Source organism: bacterium (assembly GCA_035419245.1).
GTDB lineage: Bacteria > Zhuqueibacterota > Zhuqueibacteria > Residuimicrobiales > Residuimicrobiaceae > JAKPUX01.
This window is the reverse complement of the sequence record DAOLSP010000006.1, coordinates 70,794-91,127: the sequence shown is the minus strand read 5'-3', so window position 1 is coordinate 91,127 and position 20,334 is coordinate 70,794. Positions and strand designations below refer to the sequence as shown.

Genomic DNA, 20,334 nt, shown 5'->3' with positions numbered 1-20,334 from the left:
GCATTCCCATTCGTTAGGTTGGTGGCTGGCCATCAATCGATATCGAAGGCGAGACGAACCCCAAAGGTGACCGTCCGCGGATTGAGGAACCAGTAAGTGGAGGGATTGGGCATATCGATATACGCCCTGTCCTTGATGGCCTTATCGACCTTGGCCTTATCGACCTTGGCCCAGCGGTCCTTAACCTCCAGGACCGTAACGTTGTCGGTATAATACCAGTAAGCGTTCGTGGATTTGTCGTAATACCAGGCACGGTTGGAGGAGGGGATGGAGTTAAAGTCCACGCCATTCTCCATAGGCTGCCAGGCGACGCCGGGCTTGCGGTAATCGCCAAATTTATCGTCGCCTGGGATATTGTTGTAGGCATCGCTCCGGGGCAGATGCAGGGATTTACGATAGTTCAGATCACCGGTGTTATTGAGACGACGGGTGTTGAAGAGGTTGTTGATGTCAGCGAAAACCTGCAGATTGACCTTGCGGATCTGGATGGACTTGCTTAAACGCAGGGTGGCATCGAAGTAGTCGAGATACTGAATGTTGTTCTGGATCTTGTTATTGGTGTTGTTGTTGAAACTGGTGGTGCCGGCGTTATTGGGATTGTAGGTTGTCCAGCCGCCCTGATTCCAACGCAGCAGAATATTGGCGATCAGATCACCCAGGACCGCGTGGTTGAAGAGTCTTGGGCGGCCGAACTGTCGCGGCGTGGAGAAGGTCAGGTTGGCCCGGGCGAAGGGAGAGGGCACCGAGCGGGTCTGATAGATATTCACCGTGTTCTCATCGTAATCTTGCTGCGACTTGGGATCCTCGAAGACATAATTCTCGCCGAAGGCGCCATTCGAGGTGGCTTGATAGGTATAATTTAAAAAGCCGTAGAACCAGCGTCCGGCCGATTTGCGCAGGGTGAGCTCGAAGCCTCGGATGTCGGAATAAGCGGTGCTGGTGGTCACCGTGTAGGCTGTGCCATAGGCCGGGCGGTAGGAGGTGGTATTCTGCTGGTCGCTGATGTCCCGGTAAAAAGCGGCCAGTTGGAGGAGAAGCTGGCCATTGAAGAGATCGTGATCGTAGCCCAGTTCATAGGCGATGGTTTTGGCCAGGGTCAGATTGGGATCGCCGAAACGGACCAGCGTATTGTCAGAGGAGCGGTCAAAGCGGTACTGGGATTCATAGGTCGGCATCTGTTTGAAATGGCCATAGTTGAAGTAGAGCTTGGACCGGTCGGTGATGGGGTGGGAGATGCCGAGGCGTGGAGAGAGCTGCCATTGCCCCTTCGCCTTGGTCTTGGCCAAATCGGCGGTCTCTGTATACTTGTAGGAGTAGAACAGGGGATTGAATGGGTCAAGGGCCCACCAGTCGGTGCGCGAATTGCTATAATCGAGGCGCAGGCCCACGTTGAGGATGAATCCCTTGGTCTCGAGTTTATCCTGTAAATACATGGCAGCCCGGACCGGGAAATCGCGCATCTGGGTCCGATTGTCATATTGCAGCCCGCCGCTTTGCATGCGGATGTAGCCGTAATCGAGGTTCAGGTCGTTGTAAACAAACTCGACCCCCGACTTGACGAGGTTGTTGAAGTTGACCTGGCTGGTCAAATCCGCCTTGAGCGTAGTGCTGCTGACGTTCGACTTGTCGCGGGCAAGGGCGTTCTGGTTGCCTTCATTGATGCCGCTAACGATGCCGTCGATGCCGTAGAAAACCCCATAAGGCGTGGAGGTGGCGAAATAGCCGGGGATGATTTCAGTGGTTTTGGAGGTATCGCGCATCTCCGGCGAGTGGGTGTCGTATTTACGGTTGAAATATTCCGCCGAAATCTCATAATAGGTCGATTTGCTGAGCATGTGGGTCAGTTTGGCGGAAAGGGCATTGTGTTTGCGGTTTGCGAGGCCGTAGGTCCAGTCGCTGAACATGTTGAAAAGGGCATAGCCCCCGGTCCCGAGCGTGGTGCCGGCCAGTTCGTAGGGCCATTGCTTGTAGGTGGATTCGGAAGCGCGGTTGCCGGCCATGGTCGCGATGTTTCCGGATAAGCCCGAAATGCGCAGCCTCATGGACTCACTGACGTCTGAATTGACGACGATGCGGGCGTCGTAATCCTTGTAATCCGGCCGCGCGCTCGGCCACAGCAAGAGGCTCTTTTGTCCGCGGTAGGAGGCGAAGAAACGCAGGTTGCCCAGCATCTTGGAGACAATTGGCACCGGTCCGCCAAAGCCGCCATCGATTTCATAGTCGGGCTGATCGTTGATCTGCCGCTTGCGGGTATAGTATTCGAAAACCCGCCGGGCAGCCAGCGGTGAGAGATCATTGTTCGGGTTGTTGTCGGTGCAGAGCTGCTGCGAAACAGCATTCCAGCCCTCAAATTCAAGATATTTGGATTGGGTGTAGGTGTCCCAGGCGCCGCTGGTGGTCCCAGTCCAGCAGACCGCGTCATCATAGAAAGGGCGCAGCCAGTAGGATTGGGGTGAGTTGACATCGGGCATGTCCGAGCCGTGGAAATACTTGCGTGCCGGCGGAGTCAGACGAAGATTGAAGCTGCCCGAGTAGCCTCTGGCCTTGCCCTCGTTGGTGACCACGTTGACGATGCCGGACTGAACCTGGCCGTATTCGGCATTGAAACCGCCGCGCTCAACCGAGATCTCGCGTACAGTGCTTAGCGCCACCTTGGTGAGGGCCTGGTTGTTGCGCGGATCGCGCATGGTGACGCCGTCGACCATGAAGAGGGCTTCATCGAGACCGACGCCGCGAATGTTGGTACCGTCAATGCCTGCCTGCATCCCCATGACGTCGGTCACATTGGCTACCGGCAGGCTTTTGAGCTCGGTGCCGGAGACGGCGACCACACTGGTGGCCACATCGGGCTTTATCAGCGGCCGTTCAGCGACCACCACCACATCTCCGATCTCGATCGCTTCCTGGATCATGGCGACATCGACGCGCGCGGTCTGGTCGATGTAAACGCGGACATCATTGACGATGGTCTTCTGATGGCCAAGAAAGGTGACCTGGAGCGAATAGGTCCCGGGCGGAACCTCGAGAATGGTGTAGCGACCGCTAAGATCGGTCACTGCACCCAGGCGAGAGCCGGTGACGAGGATGTTGGCCCCGGGCAGGGCTTCCCCCGTCGACTTTTCGGTGATAGTCCCGGCGATCTTGCCGGTCGTTCCCGCGAGGAGCGCACCCGCCAGAATGAGCGAAAGCAAGAGGACCCATCCCAGCAGGTTTTTCGTCTGGTTCATCTTCTGTACCTCCAGGAAATGATAAATAGGAATTGAATCGGATTGTTTATTGCTATATATTCTCCCATCCCGTTTGCTCTGCTTCCGACAATGGAGAGAGATGTGAAAAAGCAAGATCGTGATGTTGTGCTCCAGGCCATGAATCCCCGGCGAAGGTGTCTCTTCACCCTGCTTGCCGTGCTGCTACCCCTACTGCTTCTCGGCTTGTTCGAGCTTTTATTACGCTGGATTGATTTTGGCCCCGATCTCGCCCTTTTTTCGCAGGAGCGTTTTCAGGGCCGTACTTGGTACACCCTCAATCCCGCCTGCAAGAACCGTTATTTCGGCAACAGCACCCGTTTCACTCCGGATCCATCGCCGGAGTACCTAGGTGCGGACAAGCCGGCTGGAACCTTCCGGATTTTCTGCCTGGGTGGATCGACCACCGTCGGCTACCCCTACTGGTACAACGGGGCCTTTGCTTCCTTTCTCCGCGAGCGTCTGAAAGCGCTTTGTCCCGGCCAGCCGGTCGAGGTCATCAATCTCGGCATGACGGCGACTAACAGCTACACGGTGCTCGATATTGGCCGGGAGCTCTTCCGGTACCAGCCCGACCTTGTGATCGTCTACGACGGCCACAATGAATTCTATGGGGCGCTTGGAGTCGCCTCGAACGCACGCCTGACAACCTCCCGCACCCTCAATCTCCTCTATCTCCGACTGGTCCACATGCGCACCTTCCAACTCGTCCGGGAGGGGCTCCTCAAGGTGCTCGGCCTTTTCGGGACCCAGGATGAGGAATCGGTCGGGCGCACGACGCTGATGGAACAGGTCGCGGGCGGGCGCACAGTACCACAGGGAAGCCGGCTTTACAACCAGGCCTTTGAGATTTTTCAAAAGAACATGCTGGCGCTAGCGGATCTTTGCCGGCAGCATCACATCCCGCTGCTGTTTTCGACCCAGGCCTCCAACCTGCGCCAGCAGGTACCTTTTGTTTCGCTGCATGCCGCGGGCCTGGATCCGGCTGTCATCAGGCGATTTCAGCAGCTCTTCCAGATCGGGCGGGATCTGCAGGCTCGCGGTCAGGCGGATTCCGCGCGGGTCCCTTTTCAGGAGGCGATGCAGCTAGATTCCAGCTATGCCGAGGTCCATTATCGCCTGGCGCAGTGCTGCGATGCCCTCGGCCACAAGGAACAGGCCTTGCACGAATACCAGCGGGCGAGGGATCTTGATGCGCTGCGCTTCCGCACCGACAGCCGGTTCAACGATCTGATCCGCTCGATGGCGCACCGGGAGGGTTGCCAGGTCGCGGATATCGAACTCTGCTTCAAGGCAGCTTCGCCGGACTCCCTCATCGGCCTTAATCTCATCAGCGAACATCTTCATCCCACCGCTCGAGGACAGTTTCTGATGGCCGCGGAGTATGCCCGCATCTTGCAGCAGCGGGGTTTGCCGGTGCCGGCGGCGGCCTGGGAGCATGGTGGCGCAGCGGCGGAGAGCCTGCTCTGGCAGAACCGGCCCTTGACTCCGGTGGATGACTATATGGCCGAGCGCAAGATTGCTCTCCTTACCACCCGCTGGCCTTTTCAAACCCGGGCGCTGCCCATTCCAGCCGTCCCGGCCAGCGATACCCTACGCGCGCTCGCGGATCAAGCCGTCCGCAACCAGTTCGGCTGGGTCACCGTGCATGAGCGCGCCGCGGCCTATTATCTGCGGCGGGGCGAGCGCGGACGCGCAGCGAAAGAATACGAAACCATTATCAATCAGCTGCCGCACCAGGTCATGGCCTATCTCCATCTAGCAAAAATTCACTACGATGATCAGGATTTTGTCAAGGCGGAGACCCTGCTGCTGGCTTCACTGCAGGTGGAGCCCACCCGGGTGGCAACACGGGTTCTCGGTGACATTTGCCTCAAGCAGCGCCGTCTCACAGAAGCCATCCGCTACTACGAATCCCTGGGGCGCTTTCCGGAGGACCCGGCCACAGCACCCGATACGGCCTATATGCTTGCCCTGGCCTATTTTGCCACAGGAAAAGCGGAACTCGCCGTCAGCCTGCTCGAGCGCACCCTTCGGCGCTTCCCGGGCTATCAGCCTGCCCGGGTGCTGCTTGCGCGAGTGAAAACGGCAAAGAACCTCCCGGCGGAAAAGTGAGTTTTTCAAAGAACGGTGAGGAATGGCAGGGAAGCGATAAATCCAGAGCGTCGTTCCGGGTCAAAGCAAGACAAGCCGGCAGTTCAGGACTGCCGGCTTGTCTTTTTTTGCTTTACTTGATCAGGACCATCTTGTTGCTGAGGAGCTGATCAGCAGTCCTGAGTTGATAGACATAGATGCCGCTGGGCAGGTCCTTCGGGGTGAAGCGGGCGATGTGCTCGCCGGCATTCTGGACCTGATCCACGAGAACCGCCACCTCGCGCCCGGTCATATCATAGACGGCGAGACGCACCTTGCCGGTGGTCCGGAGCGTATAATTGATCGTGGTGCTCGGATTGAAGGGGTTCGGATAGTTCTGGGAAAGGCTGAACGATTCCGGCGAGGCGACCGGGTGGGACTCCACTGCAGTGGCGAGCAGTGGCGTGGAGATGTCGCCCCATGTGGTGCCCATCCGCAGCTCATCAAAACTGGCTTGGAGGCCGTCACCCACCGTGCCGCCGAATTCGATGCGGACCGTGTTGAAGCCGTTCTCCATGCTGGTGTTGGCAACGGCGTCCGCGGCCGCTACGGCGGGCTGTCCACCTGCCGGATCCGGGTTGATCCACATGTAGGTGGTGTCATAATCGGCGTTGCCGACGCCCTTCATGACTGTTTTGCCGACGATCCATACCGGGCCGGCATCCCAGGAGACGTTGGAGACTTCGGGGCCGGCGCTGCCATGCCATCCGCTGCCCACGGTGTATTTGTCCATGCCGTGGCCTTTGCCGAACATCCCCAGCTCGCCGGTATCGCCATCATAATATTTGATGCCAAGCCAGGTCGCGTTGTCGGAAGCGTTCTTGACATCCATGATAAAGCTGATCCAGTAGTTCTGACCGGCGACGCAAGGCCAGGTTTTATCGAGGCGACGGCCCCAGCGCTGCTCGGTGGCGGTTGCTAACGGCACGCTTTCGAGGTGATTGCCGACATTGGCGATGCTGTAGTTGAGATCGTCATAGGGCAGGCCGGTATCGGAAGTGATCGCGGCGCCAGCCTGGGCAGCAACTATGGTATACCAGGCATCCTGCCAGCCATTGCCCGCAGTGCCCATTCCGGCATCAATGGAGGTGCCGACGGGGTACTCGAAGGATTCGCGGGCCAGGTAGATGTCGGAGGAGACTGCGGCGAAGGAGGTACCCATGCGCAGTTCGTCGAAACTGACCTGGAGCCCGTCACCGACGGTGCCGCCGAATTCGATGCGGACTGTATTGAAACCGTTTTCCATGCTGGTATTGGCCACGGCATCAGCGGTTGTCGTGCTGGGCTCGCCCGCGGTCGGATCGGGATTGATCCACATGTAGGTGGTGTCGTAGGCAGGGTTGCCAACGCCCTTCATTACGGTCTTGCCAACCAGCCAGACCGGGCCGGCATCCCAGGAGACATTGGATACTTCAGGGCCGGCGCTGCCATGCCAGCCGCTGCCTACGGAGTATTTGTCCATGCCGTGCCCTTTGCCGAACATGCCGAGTTCGCCGGTATCGCCGTCGTAGTACTTGACGCCGACCCAGGTGGCGTTGTCGGTGGCGTTCTTGACATCCATTATAATACTGATCCAGTAGACGTTGCCGGCGACGCAGGGCCAGGTTTTATCGAGGTGCCGGCCCCAGCGCTGCTCGGTGGCGGTAGCCAACGGCACACTTTCGAGGTGATTGCCGGCGTGGGGGACGTTGTAGTTAAGGTCGTCATAGGGCAGGCCGGCATCGGAAGCGACGGCCGCATTGGGGGCCGCAGCGACGATCTTGTACCACCCGCCCTGAAAGCCGTTGGCTGCTGCGCCCATGAGGGTATCGATGGAGGCGCCGATGGGATAATCGAAGGATTCTCTGGCGGAGTACTCCTGGGAGAAGGCCCAGGAGGTCATCAACACAAGGGCCATAATGGTAACAATTGCTCGAATACGCATTTTTACTCTCCTTGTTAGACTTGCCCCTAAGGGGTTGTTAGCGTACACATGTCGATGAGCACCGCAAAACCTCCACGGGTCAGCGGATTTTGTTTCGTGCACTGCCGTGCACTCCTAAAGCTGGGCGATCACCTCCTTCCCCATGTGGGGTTCACCCTGTCATTGTTCCCGGACGATACCGATCGGGTTCGTTTCACGAACTGTTCATTGGGCACGCTCTTATTAAAATGGTAAAGTATGCAAAATCAATAAAATCGATACCAGCTAAATTTTGCCCGCCGGCGTTTTCCCGACGACACGTCCGTCCGCAGCCGCAGGACTGTCCCAAACTGAATTTGGGTTCGTACCGACCTGGCGATGCCACGGGAGCGAGGCGTCCGGATCAGGGCTCAAACTGCCCGGTCTCGACCCACTCGTTTTTGAGGATCGACCACCAATCGATCGCCAATCCCTTGAGCAGATAATCATAGGGGAGCCAGCCGTAGCCCTCCAGGCCCCATTTGGGACCCCAGGAGTTGCGGATCAGAAAAGCACCCCGGGATTTGGGCCCCTCGGGATTGGCGTTGACGATCTCGACCTTGTCGTCGTAGCCCACCGCCATAATCGCATGCCCTCCGAGGATCTTTTCACCCTGTGTCGGATAGGGGATCAATCCGGTATCACTCGCCTGGGTGATCGAGCTGAATACGGTAAAACCGAACATCACCGGCAGCCCTGCCGCCAGATTGGTTTTCACCGCCTCCAGGGCCTCCGGTTTGCTGGTGCCTGCCGCGTCCAGACGATAGTAGCTGATGGCCTGATAATTCTGTGCAAAGGCATAGCAAAAGGCGGGCGGCTCTCTGTCGAAATCCTTCTCCTTGTAGGGCCAATAGAGTTCCGGAGGCACGCCAAAGAGCACCAGCGCGCCCATGGTGGTCCGGATGAAGGCTCCGGTGTCGCCTTTCTGCCGCATCAGGTTGCGGGTGACTTTATAAAGAAAGAGCCGCGAGACATCCGTGTACCGTTCCATCGTACGACGGGCGAAATACTCCACCAGACTGGCGCCAGCCTGGGCGGTGCATGAGCCAAGATCACCCTGATCCTCGATCGCGGAGCACCAGGGACGGAGATCCACCGCCGCGGGCAGCGTTTTTTTACCTTTGCCCGTCAAACCGATTTTTGCCAGCATGGGATGGATGATAGCATGATCGGGGGTATAATCGCGAAAATCCGGATAGTCGGGCAGCCAGCCCATGGAATATTTGATAGCTGCCATGAATAGGCCTCCTTTCAGAGCAAATCTGAACCACCGCGCGGAATGGGAGCAGGACCTCTCTCTCAATATACGCTTTGCAAACAAAGGTGTCAAACGATTCTTGAAAAGAATCGCTTCTTTTCGCCCTTGGCCGCTAAATCACCAGGGTGACTGCGGTATAGAGCGCAAGGAGGATGAGGATGAGGGCGGTGAAACGCAAGATTCTTGCGAAGGTAGATTGCGAAAACTGGTGGTGGTATTTGGCGACATAGCGGCAGAGGAGCAGGTACCAGAGGGTTGTGCCAACCCCTGCCATCAGGGCAAATACGAGACCGCTCCACTCGCGCGGCGAGACCAGGCGGTGGGCGCTGATGGTACCGCCGACAGCGAGCCAGAACATATACAGGCTGGGATTGGTCAGATAGAGTAGCATGGCGCCGATGATCGGGCGCGGCGCCGTCATCACCTTGGGTTGGTCGCTGCTCCTGATCGGGATAAAATGCCGGGCCTGATGGAGGAGCCGGAAGGCAATGGAGAGGATGATGATAACGCCGAGTAGCTTGATATAGGGGAGCAATTCGGTGATTCGGGAGGTCAGATGATGCGTGCCGGCGATGGCTGCAAAGCAAAAGATAACATCAAGAAGTGCGGAGGTGAGACCGGCCAGGAATCCATGCGTAAAGTCGCGTTTCATCGTCTGGGTGATGGCATAGACGTTGATCGGGCCGATGGGGATGGCGGCGATGAAGCCGATGATGGCAGCGATCACAATGTACATAGGGAACGGTTGTCCTTCAAGCCCCGTTTTCCAAATCCACTTGATGCGCCCCCTACTCCTGAATGGAAGTTACAACCTGCAAGCAAAAATGTAAAGCTTTTTTCACGCGAAAAGATAGCGGCAGATGAAGACCGCACCGAGGATTCCGGCGAGATCGGCGAGCAGCCCCACCCAGATCGCGCTGCGGATGTTCTTGATCTGAACCGATCCGAAATAGACGGCGACGACGTAAAAGGTGGTCTCCGAGCAGCCATAGATGGTCGAGGCCATGCGCCCTATCAGCGAATCCGGGCCGTGGTTTTTAAGCAGTTCGGTGATGATCCCGAGGGAACCGCTGCCTGAGAGCGGGCGCATCAGCGCCGCGGGCAAAACCTCGGCGGGCATGCCGATCAGGTTGGTCAGGGGGGAGAGGAGAGATACAAAGGTCTCCATGGCGCCGGAGGCCCGGAACATGCCGATGGCGACGAGAATGGCGGTCAGAAAGGGGATGATGCGGACGGCCACCTGGAATCCCTCCTTGGCGCCGTCGATAAAGACCTCATAAACCTTGATCTTCTTGATGAAGGCATAGAGCGGAATGATGAAAAGGAGAAGCGGTATGGCCCATGTAGAAACCCACGTGACACCGCTGCGGAAGGCGTCCGGCGGCATCAGGGCAGCGAGAACGGAGAGAACGCCGCTGGCGGCGAGCATGGCGATGGCGGCAACCATCGCTGCGGCAATCCCCAGGGGCCGCCAGGCGCGACGCAGCGCGGCCCTGAAATGGTCCCGGCCGGCGTCGAGCGCGAGAAAGCTCTTAGCGGCCAGGATGCCGGTGAGGGTTGCCAGCATGGAGGCGAAAATGGTTGAGCCGATGATCTCGGTCGGATTAGCCGAGCCCATGGTGGCGCGCACCGCGATAACGGTCATGGGGATGAGGGTGATGCTGCCGGTATTAAGGGCGAGAAACATGATCATCGCGTCGCTCGCGGACTCCTTTTTCGGATTCAGGGTCTGGAGCTGCTCCATGGCCTTGAGGCCCATGGGGGTCGCGGCGTTGCTGAGACCGAGCCAGTTGGCCGAGATGTTGAGGAGAATGGCGCCGATGGCGGGATGATCGGAGGGGATATCCGGGAAAAGCCGTTTACTGACGGGGCGGATGGCCCGGGAGAGGATCTGCACCAAACCCGCTTCTTCGGCAAGCTTCATGATGCCCAGCCACATCGTCATGATGCCGATCAGGCCGAGGGCGATGTTCACCGCGGTGCTGGCGGAGTCGAGCGCGCCCTTGGTGACCGCCTCGATGTTCCCCTTGAAGGCTCCCACGACAAAGGCAATCGCCACCAGTGCAAACCAGACATAGTTCATCATAGCGGTGTTCTCACTGAGGTCCGTTCTGTCCCACCTAAATTACACCTTTTGCGATAGGAAACAAGCAAAATATCGCAATACCTCGCCCGGCGATGCCCGGCTGCACGACCAGCCGAGGATCCCGCCGTGGACAAATAATTCGCTTGTATCCTTGGGTGGGAGTTTGTATATTTACGGCGATCATTTACGCCTTTCGTGAATGACAGCAAAACCCAATGATATGGAGGAAGTAATGAAGACCAAAGTTGATCCTGATCTCTGCACCGCTTGCGAGCTCTGCTCTGGTGATCATCCCGAACTTTATGAAATGAAGGGCGATGTGGCTGTGGCGATCTCGGAAGAGGTGCCCGCCGATATGGAAGCCGCCGCCCGGGACGCTGCCGATAACTGCCCCGCCGGCGCGATCAGCGTCGAGTAAGCAGCGGCGTTCCCCATTTTAGAGCCAAAGGGCCGATTCCCGGGAATCAGCCCTTTTTTTATGTGTTCTGGTCCTGCCGGCTGCTGTCGCCGGCGCCATTTACGGAGGTGGAAGCATGATGCTGCAGGAATGTGCACTGCATGGTGGCCGCTTTATCTTGGCGCTCTCTCTGGCTGGCTTCATCCTGGCGGTGGCGGTTCGGGCGCAGCCTTCGGGCCCGGCCGACCTGGTTTTCTATAACGGCCGGATATGGACGGCCGATCCACAGCGGCCCGAGGAGGAGGCCCTGGCCGTACGCAACGACCGGATCCTTGCCCTTGGCAGCCGCAAGGCGATCGAGGCCCTGATCGGCCGCACCACCCGGGTGATCGATTTGAAAGGCCGGGTGCTGCTGCCGGGTTTCATCGACAATCATGTCCATTTTCTTAGCAGCGGCGTGCAGCTCCTGGGAATAGAATTGCGCACGGCCAGGAGCGAAGCCGAATTCGTGGCAAGGATCAAGGAGCGCGCGGAACGCTATCCCGGCCGCTGGATTACCGGCGGCGACTGGGATCACGAGAGCTGGCCCGGTGCGCGCGAGCCGTACCGCGACCTGATCGATGCCGTGACCGCCAACACGCCGGTCTTCGTCAACCGCCTGGACGGCCATATGGCGCTTGCCAATTCCGCCGCCCTCCGGCTGGCGGGGATCGACCGCAATACTCCTGATCCTCCTGGAGGGGAGATCGTACGCGATCCGGTGAGCGGGGAACCCACTGGCCTGCTCAAGGACGAGGCGATGACGCCGGTCTATGCCGTCATCCCGGACGCGAGTGAGGCGGAACGTCTTGAAGGCGCACGGGCCGCCATGGCCCTGGCGCGCCGCTGCGGGATTACCAGCATCCAGGATGTCAGCTCGGCCGCGGACCTCCGCACCTATCAGACGCTCCTCGAAACGGGCGAACTGACCCTGCGCGTCGATTGCCGCCTGCCCATCAGCCAATATCGTCTGCTCGCCGACGCCGGCATCCGCGCCCATTTCGGCAACGATCAGCTGCGCATCGGCAGCCTCAAGGCCTTCGCCGACGGTTCGCTCGGCTCGACCACCGCGCTCTTTTTCGCACCCTACGAAGGCACCTACCATCACGGCCTGCCCATGGATATCCTCCTCGATGGCCGTCTCGAACAGTGGGCCCTGGATGCAGATCGATCCGGTCTGCAGCTCTCCGTTCATGCCATCGGCGACAGCGCCAACAGCCGCATGCTCGATATCTTTGATCGCTGCGTCCGCGAAAATCCCGCCTGGGACCGCCGCTTCCGCATCGAACATGCCCAGCACATCGCCCGCAAGGACCTCCCCCGCTTCGCCAAGCTCGGTGTTATCGCCTCAATGCAGCCCTATCACGCGATCGATGACGGCCGCTGGGCCTGGAAGCGCATCGGTGAAGCGCGCTGCCATGAGGCTTATCCCTTCCGCTCGCTGCTCGACCAGGGCGTGCATCTCTGCTTCGGCACCGACTGGTCCGTCGCGCCGCTCAATCCCCTGCTCGGCCTCTATGCGGCGGTAACGCGCCGGACCCTCGATGACAAGAATCCCGAAGGATGGATCCCGGAGCAGAAAATCACCCTCGCCGAAGCGGTCGCCTGCTATACCCGCAACAGCGCTTATGCTTCCTTTGATGAAAAGATCAAAGGCCAGCTGAAGGAGGGCTACCTGGCTGATCTGGCCGTCCTCTCCGAGGATATTTTCACGCTTCCGCCGGAGAAGATCCGGGAAGTCCAGGTCGATTTTACCATCCTGAACGGCCAGGTGATCTTCGAGCGCGCAAGGGGCGATTCCATCCCCACGCGTTGATCGCTCTGCCGCCGCCATGGAGGTTACAAAAAAAGCCGGAAAGTGCATCCGGCTTTTTTTTTATGGCACAATCACAATGGAGTTTTTCCCGCCATAGGGATCCAGTTCCGTCTCTGGGGCGGAAGGATCGGCGATCCAGCGGCTGTTGTCGATGACCAGCTTGTAGCGGTAGCGGCCCTTTTTAAGCGGGAGGCGGAGCTGCCATCCACCCTCACTGCTGCGGGCCAGGCTGTCCACGCTGGCGCTCCAGCCGTTGAAATCACCCGCAAGGGAGACACTGCGCGCGTCGCCCAGATAGCGGAACGTGACCCAGGCCATGTCGCTGCTGATGCGCGGGGTGAATTGGCACGCCCAGTCCAGGGTACGGAGGAGACGACGGTTCCAGTAGCCTTTGATTCTGAAGAGATGGCTGGCCCACGGCTTCAGGCGCAGGGAGAGGCCGTCGGCGTCGGGTTTGATCCGTAGCGGGGAGAGCTGATCCTCGAAGCGGGTTTGCGCGGAAAAAAGGCCAGGCGGCAGGGGCAAACGCCGCTCTTCGGGAGCGGACGAGTTGGAGAGCACCACCAGGATTGCCTCTTTGGGCTCGTATTTGACGAAGGCGTATACCCCATAGTCCTGGTAAATCTCCACCAGCGAGTCACTGCGCAGAGCGGCCAGTCTGGCACGCAGATGGAGGAGGCGACGGGTGTGACGGACCAGAGCGCGGTCTGAACCCGTCACGCGGGGCCAAGGCATCGGCAGTCGATTGAGATAGTCTTGCCCGGCTCCGGTTTGCTCATTGGTCGCGGCCGCTCCCTCGAGAGCGACCTCATTACCATAATAGAGCATCGGCAAGCCGTGCTGGACCAGGGTATAGGTCAGGGCGGCGGACATCTTTTCGCGGGCATGACCGTCCGCCCAGTAGCTGAAGCGGGCGACATCGTGGTTATCGAGGACCTGCGAGAGCAGTAGGTCGTGGTACCACTGGCGGTTGAGGGCCGTTTGACGGCTGAGCAGCGTGAAAGAGCCACCCTGGGCGAAGACGCGATTGAGGGTGTAGTAAAGAGGGATGTCAAAGAGGGCATTGAATCCCAGCTCCTGGTAGCCGGCCACATACGGCGTCTCGCCAGCAAAAACTTCGCCCAGCAGGAGAAAATCCGGCCCCGCGAAAGCATGGAGATCCCGGCAGATCCGCTCCCAGAAGGATTTCGGGATATGTTTGACCGCATCGAGGCGGAATCCGTCGCAGCCGCTTTCGACAATCCAGAACTTGGCCATATCCAGGAGGAAATCGTAGACATGGGGATTCTCCTGGGCCAGGTCGGGCAAGCCGTTGAGTTCGCACGTCTCGAGTTGCTGTTGATCCTGCCAATTGACGATGCTGGTTGAGGCGTCGGTGCCGCTGTGGGGATGGAACCAGTACCGGTAACCCTCCCCTTCCCACAGCTCTTTCCGGGCAACCCAGGGGTGGTCCGGCGCGACATGGTTGAAGATCATGTCCAGCAGCACCTTCATGCCGCGCCGGTGCGCTAGGGTGATCAGACGCCGCAGGGTCGCTATGTCGCCGAAGTGCTCGTCGACCTTGAAGAAATCGATCGGGTGATATCCGTGGTAGGGCCACCAGCCGACGAAGGCGCTGTCGCTGTTGTCAAACAGCGGCGAGAGCCACAGGGTGGTGACCCCAAGATCCTGGAGGTAATCGAGCTTGTCAATGACCCCCTGGAGATCGCCTCCCTGGTAATATTTCAAGGCCGAAAAGTTGTTGCGGGCGCTGTCGAAGCGGCAAAAGCTGGCGGGATTGCGGCCGAAGTCGTTGGCCGGGCAGCCGTTGTAGAAGCGGTCGACCAGGATCAGATAGAGATTTTCTTGCGACCAGTCGATGGCCCGCCGGGGATGCGGTGACCGGGCCAGCGTGACTCGGGGATACCAGACCGGGCCAAGTTCCCCGGCGCCAGCCGGTGCGGCCAGCAGCAGGAGGGCGGCGGCGAGGGCGTGCCTAATTCTGATATTGCAGTTGGTAGAGCCGATGGTAGATCCCCTTTCTGGCGAGTAGCTCGGCATGGGTGCCCATCTCGCGCAACTCGCCCTTGTGGAGAACCAGAATCCAGTCGACGTTCTGGATGGTAGAGAGGCGATGGGCAATGATGACCGAGGTGCGACCAGCCATCAGCCGGGTTGTGGCTTCCCGCAGCAGCAGTTCGGTCTCGGTGTCGACCGAGGAGGTGGCCTCGTCCATGATCAGGACTTCCGGATCGAAGACCAGGGCACGGGCAAAGGAGAGCAGCTGTTTCTGGCCGACCGAAAGATTGCTGCCGCGCTCGCTCAATTCGGTCTGGTAGCCGTTGGGCAGTTTTTCGATGAAATCGTGGGCATGCACATCCTTTGCGGCCTGGACCACCCGATCCATCGGGATCGATTGATCACCGAGACGAATGTTGTATTCCACCGTTCCCGAGAAGATGAAGACATCCTGAAGTACCATGCGCACCCGGCGGCGCAACTCGGCCAGGGGGTAAAGTCCTGTATCGATGCCGTTTAGGAGAATCTGCCCGGAACTGGGCTCATAGAGCCGGTCGATGAGGTTGATGAGGGTGGTTTTGCCGGCGCCTGTGGCGCCAACGATCGCCACCTTTTGGCCGCAGCCGATCCGGAAGGAGATCTGTTTCAGAACCGGTTCATCCAGATTATAGCTGAAAGAGACCCCGCGAAACTCGATTTCGCCGCAAGGCGGCGGCATTTTCGCGGGGTGATCAGGTATCAGCGTCTGCTCGGGCTCGTCCAGGAGTTTGAAAATCCGCTCGCTGGAGGCCATCGCCGACTGCATCAGATTGTATTTCTCCGAGAGATCGCGGATCGGCTGGAAAAAACGCTGGGAATACTGGACAAAGGCCACAACCACACCGATGGTCAAGGTACCGCTGATGACCCGGATCCCGCCATACCAGAGAATGATGGCCAGGGCCAGGGAGCTGATGATCTCGACCAAGGGGTAAAAGACCGAATAGTAATAGATGGTCTCGAGATAGGCTTCCAGATAGTCGTGGTTGAGCTCGTCGAAACGGCGGTAGTTCTTTTTCTCCCGGTTGAAGATCTGCACGATCGACATCCCCATGATGTTTTCCTGGAGATAGCTGTTGATGCGGGCGATGCGCAGACGCACCTTGCGGAAGGATTCGCGCACATTGATCCTGAACCAGGCGCTGGCGGCGAAGATGAGGGGCAGGACGGTGAAGCAGAGCAAGGCCAACTGCCAGTTGAAGACCAGCATCACGATGATAATGCCAAAGAGGACAAAGAGATCCCCGAACAGAGTCACGACGCCGCTGGAGAGCATGCTGTTGAGGGTTTCGACATCATTGGTCGCGCGGGTGACCAGGCGGCCGACCGGATTCTTGTCGAAGAAGGAGAGGGGCAGACGCTGCAGATGAGAAAAGATCTGGTTGCGCATGTCATACATCACCTTCTGCCCGATCTTTTGTGTCAGAAAGGTTTGGAAAAAGATGAAGGTCATTTGCATCAGCAGCACGGCGAAATAGACCGCCGCCAGCCCGATCAGCCCGCGGAATTGCCTGGTGCTGATGTAGCGGTCGATGGCCACCCTGGTCAGCCAGGGCAGGAGCAACTCCGCCAGCGACCCAAAGATGAGAACGACCACGGCCAGCACCACCTGCCAGCGGTAGGGATGAAGATAGGTGAGCAGCCGCCGCATCAGCCGGCTGTCGTAGGCCTTGCCGATAATCTCTTCTTCGTGCTGACTCACGCAGTGCCTCAACCGATTTCTGCCAATGATTCTTCCAGCATTTGCCGCTGGTATAACTGCCAGTACGCGCCTTTCTGCTCTAAAAGCGCGTCATGCCGGCCCTGTTCGATAATCCTGCCCTCCTTGAGGACAACGATGAGATCAGCCTCACGCACGGTCGAGATCCGGTGCGAGACCAGGATGGTCGTGCGGTCCGCCATGACGCCTCGCAATCGCTTGAGAATCTCCTCCTCGGTGTAGGTATCGACTGCAGAGAGGGCATCATCGAGAATGAGGATTTTGGGCTTGCGGATGACGGCGCGCGAAATCGCAGTGCGTTGCTTCTGTCCGCCGGAAAGGGTGATGCCGCGCTCCCCGACAAGAGTTGCAAAGCCATCGGGGAACTGGTCAAAATCGCTGCGGATCTGCGAGGTCTCGGCCGCTGCTTCGATCTCGGCCAGACGCATCTCCTCTTCCCCGAAGCCGATATTTTCTTGCAGGGTCTCGGAGAAGAGGATGGTCTCCTGAGGCACCATACCGATGCTGCGCCGCAGCAGGGCAAGGGGGATGCGTTCGACTGGATGGCCGTCGATCAGCAGCTCTCCCGGTCCGGCTTGATGGAGGCGAGGGATCAGGTTGACCAGGGTCGATTTGCCGGAGCCGGTTGCGCCGACGATGGCCACGGTCTTTCCTGCGGGAATATGTAGCGAGATCTCCTTGAGAACCGGCTCCGCCTCCGGCGAATAGGCGAAGGAAAGGTTACGGAATTCGATTTCGCCCTGCAGGGCGGTGATCCCACGATCGGTCTCCGGGCCATCGCTGATATCCGGCTGTTCGCGAAAGATTTCGAGGATGCGGCCGGTTGAGGCCAATCCTTCCTGCCACATGTTGAGGGTCCAGCCCATGGCGATCATCGGCCAGGCGAGCATCGCCAGGTAGGAAAGGAAGGCCACCAGACCACCAATGCTGAGTCGGCCCTCCATGACCTCACGGCCGCCGGCAACCAGAGCAGCGAGGGTGGTCAAGCCCAGGAGGAAATCGATGGAGGTCCACATCCCGGCCCGCACCTTGACCAGTTTGAGATTGCGGCGGATGTACTCCTCACTCTGGCTGCGAAAGTCCTCGATTTCGTGGGCCTCCTGGACATAGGATTTGACCACGCGGATGCCGGAGATGTTTTCCTGCACTTTGGCCGTCAGGCTGGAGAATTGCTCCTGAATCTTGTCGAAAAGCCGAGCGATCTGTCGGGCCTGACTGTAGACGATCAAGGCGACAAAAGGCATCAGTGCCAGCGACCACAGTGTCGTCCGCCAGGAAATCCCCGCCATCAGGGCGATTGAAATGAGGGCGACTATGAAGGTCGTGGCAAAGTACATGATCCCCGGCCCGAGCATCGAACGCACCGCTTCCATGTCGTTGGTCGCCCGAGCCATGAGATCCCCGGTCTTGTGACGCTGATAGAACGAGGCGGAAAGGGTCTGCAGATGGCGGAGATAGTCGTTGCGCAGATTATATTCCACCTTGCGCGACATGCCGATGAGCGCCATGCGCAGGTAATAGCGGAAAAGGCCCTGCAGCAGAGTCATCCCCACCATGGCCGCTGCGAAGAGTCCGAGGGCGAGCAGGGGTGAATAACCGCCAACCTGGCTCTGGAGCCATCGCGGCAGGACGGCCTCGGCGCTCCCCAATCGCCATTCCGCATACTCGATGGCATAACGGAGCACCATCGGCGTGGCCAACTGGAATCCTGTCGTCAGGAGGGTCAAGAGGCCTCCAATGACCAGGGTCCATTTGTACCGGAGCAGATAATAGAGGATAAAGCGTCGCAGCTGGTCGGTGGGCGGCATGCGGAACCATTCCCTGCTTTTGGTTGGATACGCTGCAACAAAAGGCCCGGCGGATGAAACCTCCCGGCCGTGCCTGCGTATGCTTGGTAAACCATAAAATAAAAAAAATATACTAAATCTGCGGCTTAATCACAAGCAATTACCACACCGTTCCACCATGGGTGTTGCTGCACTCTTCGTGAAGAATTCTTGCTTTTCTCCACGGACGGGCGTATATTTAGCCGATCAATGGGGATCTTCCATCCACCAGAAAAGGACACTTCGCTTCATGCGTACCCCCTCCATCCTGTTGCTCGCGGCCTTGACCACTGCAAGCATATTACCCTGCAGCGCCTCCGATTTTCCAGCCCGTTCCCTGGCAGCCATTCAACCGGACATCATGCGGCAGCAGCTGCTCTTTCTCGCTTCCGATTCGTTGCTCGGACGCAATACGCCCAGCCCCGGCCTCGATACCGCTGCTGCCTTCATCGCCCGTGCCTTTCAGTCGAGCGGTTTGCAGCCGTTCCAGGGCAGCTATTTCCAGGAGATTGACCTGCACCAAATCTTTCTGGGCGACAGCAACAGCTGCCGGATCACCGGACGCGATGGCCTCAGCCGGGATTATCTCATCAAGAAGGAGTATATGCCCTTCGAGATGACCGCCAACAAGCTCTGCCATGGCGAGATCGTCTTCGCGGGTTACGGCCTCGCCACCCCGGAGCTGGGCTACGATGATTATGCGGGCCTGGACGTTGCGGGCAAGATTGTCCTCGTCCTCAAAAGGGGTCCGCGCCAGAACGATCCGGCCAGCCCGTTTTTCATTCACAAGGATGTCAGCTTCACCCGTACGGAAGAAAAGATTAAAACCGCGATAGAGCATGGCGCTGCAGGCATTTTGCTGGTGACCGATCCGTTGCACAACCGGATGCTTACCCCGCGCGGATTCCCCTGGCCAAGCCTCTTTCCAGGATTTCCGGCCGATGCCGTCCCGGTCACTCTCGGCAAGACCGAGAGCGACAAGATTCCCGCCATCCAGGTGGGGGAGGAAGCGATCATCCAGCTTTTCGGCAGCGTCGCAGCGCTGCGGGCCGAGCAGGCGGCGATCGACAGCGCCATGATGCCACACTCACATCCCCTTGTCGGCTGCCGGGCGGACATTCGCACCTCGACCCGGCATCTTGTCCAGCATGCCCGAAATGTGGTCGGACTCATTCCGGGAAGCGACAAACGCCTCAAGGACGAGGTCGTGATCATCGGAGCCCATTATGATCATACCGGCTATACCCATCATGGTCCCGCCAGCCAGGACAGCATTTACAACGGTGCTGACGACAACGCCTCCGGGACGGTGGGCGTCCTCGCTGCCGCCCGGGCCCTGGCCATGGCGGAGAAAAAACCAAAACGCTCCATCCTCTGTATGGCTTTCGCTGGAGAGGAGAAGGGGCTGTTCGGTTCGACCCATTATGTGGCCGAACCTCTTTGGCCGCTCGACAAGACCGCGGTCATGCTCAACATGGACATGATCAGCCGTAATCGGCTGGATTCTCTCTCTATTACCGGCAGCAGGACGAGTCTCGAACTGCAGAAAGACCTGATCAAGGCCAACCGGAAAACCGGATTTCTGCTGGATGTCAGCAGCGACAACTATCTGCGCGGCGGCAGCGATCATGCCCCCTTTGTGCGCAAGGGGATCCCGGTCCTCTTTTTCAACTCCGGGATGCATCCGGACTACCACAAGGTCAGCGATGCAGCAGACAAGTGCAACGTCTATAAAATGGCCCGGGTGGCGGAGCTGTGTAGCCGGGTCGCCTGGCAAGTCGCCAACGACAAACAGAAACCGGTTTTTATTCCGCCTGTAAAACCGGTCAAATAAC

Annotated in this window: 12 protein-coding genes; 4 read left to right on the top strand and 8 right to left on the bottom strand. The window is 58.8% G+C overall.

Going from position 1 to position 20,334, the window contains the following annotated elements; translation table 11 throughout:
* Window positions 1-32 precede the first annotated feature (32 nt).
* A complete protein-coding gene (locus PLH32_09985) occupies window positions 33-3,227 on the bottom strand; it encodes a TonB-dependent receptor (GenBank protein HQJ64927.1) in 3,195 nt (1,064 codons plus the stop codon).
* A 102-nt stretch (window positions 3,228-3,329) separates the two neighbouring features.
* Between PLH32_09985 and PLH32_09980 the strand changes: the two genes are divergently transcribed.
* Entirely contained in the window at window positions 3,330-5,360 is a 2,031-nt protein-coding gene (locus tag PLH32_09980) for a tetratricopeptide repeat protein (protein HQJ64926.1), read from the top strand.
* A gap of 112 nt (window positions 5,361-5,472) precedes the next feature.
* Here PLH32_09980 and PLH32_09975 read toward each other — a convergent pair whose 3' ends face one another.
* The 4 genes from PLH32_09975 to PLH32_09960 all read right to left on the bottom strand — a co-directional run bounded on the left by PLH32_09975 (window position 5,473) and on the right by PLH32_09960 (window position 10,664).
* A complete protein-coding gene (locus PLH32_09975) occupies window positions 5,473-7,302 on the bottom strand; it encodes a T9SS type A sorting domain-containing protein (GenBank protein ID HQJ64925.1) in 1,830 nt (609 codons plus the stop codon).
* Window positions 7,303-7,684: 382 nt separating this feature from the next.
* A complete protein-coding gene (locus PLH32_09970; protein HQJ64924.1) occupies window positions 7,685-8,557 on the bottom strand; it encodes a C1 family peptidase in 873 nt (290 codons plus the stop codon).
* A gap of 133 nt (window positions 8,558-8,690) precedes the next feature.
* Window positions 8,691-9,314: a LysE family transporter gene (locus PLH32_09965; protein HQJ64923.1), complete on the bottom strand. Its 624-nt coding sequence runs from the start codon at window positions 9,312-9,314 to the stop codon at window positions 8,691-8,693.
* A gap of 102 nt (window positions 9,315-9,416) precedes the next feature.
* On the bottom strand, window positions 9,417-10,664 hold the full coding sequence (locus tag PLH32_09960; protein HQJ64922.1) for a nucleoside recognition domain-containing protein: 1,248 nt from the start codon (window positions 10,662-10,664) through the stop codon (window positions 9,417-9,419).
* Window positions 10,665-10,896: 232 nt separating this feature from the next.
* Here PLH32_09960 and PLH32_09955 point away from each other — a divergent pair, with 232 nt between their 5' ends.
* Together PLH32_09955 and PLH32_09950 are read left to right on the top strand one after the other, a co-directional pair.
* Complete coding sequence (locus tag PLH32_09955; protein ID HQJ64921.1) at window positions 10,897-11,082, top strand: ferredoxin; 186 nt, start codon at window positions 10,897-10,899, stop codon at window positions 11,080-11,082.
* Window positions 11,083-11,197: 115 nt separating this feature from the next.
* Window positions 11,198-12,916 (top strand): amidohydrolase, encoded by a 1,719-nt coding sequence (locus PLH32_09950; protein HQJ64920.1) that lies wholly within the window; start codon window positions 11,198-11,200, stop codon window positions 12,914-12,916.
* A gap of 60 nt (window positions 12,917-12,976) precedes the next feature.
* Here the strand turns inward: PLH32_09950 and PLH32_09945 are convergent, their stop codons facing one another.
* From PLH32_09945 to PLH32_09935, 3 genes are read right to left on the bottom strand one after another with little or no spacing between them, the layout of a single operon-like run.
* Window positions 12,977-14,956, bottom strand: a complete 1,980-nt coding sequence (locus tag PLH32_09945) for an alpha-amylase family glycosyl hydrolase (GenBank protein HQJ64919.1) — start codon at window positions 14,954-14,956, stop codon at window positions 12,977-12,979.
* Window positions 14,892-16,655, bottom strand: coding sequence for an ABC transporter ATP-binding protein (locus tag PLH32_09940; GenBank protein HQJ64918.1), 1,764 nt, complete (start codon window positions 16,653-16,655; stop codon window positions 14,892-14,894). The genes PLH32_09945 and PLH32_09940 overlap by 65 nt, the downstream gene beginning before the upstream one ends.
* 8 nt (window positions 16,656-16,663) lie before the next feature.
* Entirely contained in the window at window positions 16,664-18,481 is a 1,818-nt protein-coding gene (locus PLH32_09935) for an ABC transporter ATP-binding protein (protein ID HQJ64917.1), read from the bottom strand.
* Window positions 18,482-18,749: 268 nt separating this feature from the next.
* On the opposite strand from PLH32_09935, the gene PLH32_09930 reads away from it, so the two are divergent.
* Entirely contained in the window at window positions 18,750-20,333 is a 1,584-nt protein-coding gene (locus PLH32_09930; GenBank protein ID HQJ64916.1) for a M28 family peptidase, read from the top strand.
* Window position 20,334 lies beyond the last annotated feature (1 nt).

Coding starts and splice junctions, on each gene's coding strand:
- PLH32_09985 (HQJ64927.1), bottom strand. CDS start 3,227: ATGAACCAGACGAAAAACCTGCTGGGATGGGTCCTCTTGCTTTCGCTC.
- PLH32_09975 (HQJ64925.1), bottom strand. CDS start 7,302: ATGCGTATTCGAGCAATTGTTACCATTATGGCCCTTGTGTTGATGACC.
- PLH32_09970 (HQJ64924.1), bottom strand. CDS start 8,557: ATGGCAGCTATCAAATATTCCATGGGCTGGCTGCCCGACTATCCGGAT.
- PLH32_09965 (HQJ64923.1), bottom strand. CDS start 9,314: ATGTACATTGTGATCGCTGCCATCATCGGCTTCATCGCCGCCATCCCC.
- PLH32_09960 (HQJ64922.1), bottom strand. CDS start 10,664: ATGATGAACTATGTCTGGTTTGCACTGGTGGCGATTGCCTTTGTCGTG.
- PLH32_09955 (HQJ64921.1), top strand. CDS start 10,897: ATGAAGACCAAAGTTGATCCTGATCTCTGCACCGCTTGCGAGCTCTGC.
- PLH32_09950 (HQJ64920.1), top strand. CDS start 11,198: ATGATGCTGCAGGAATGTGCACTGCATGGTGGCCGCTTTATCTTGGCG.
- PLH32_09945 (HQJ64919.1), bottom strand. CDS start 14,956: ATGCCGAGCTACTCGCCAGAAAGGGGATCTACCATCGGCTCTACCAAC.
- PLH32_09935 (HQJ64917.1), bottom strand. CDS start 18,481: ATGCCGCCCACCGACCAGCTGCGACGCTTTATCCTCTATTATCTGCTC.
- PLH32_09930 (HQJ64916.1), top strand. CDS start 18,750: ATGCGTACCCCCTCCATCCTGTTGCTCGCGGCCTTGACCACTGCAAGC.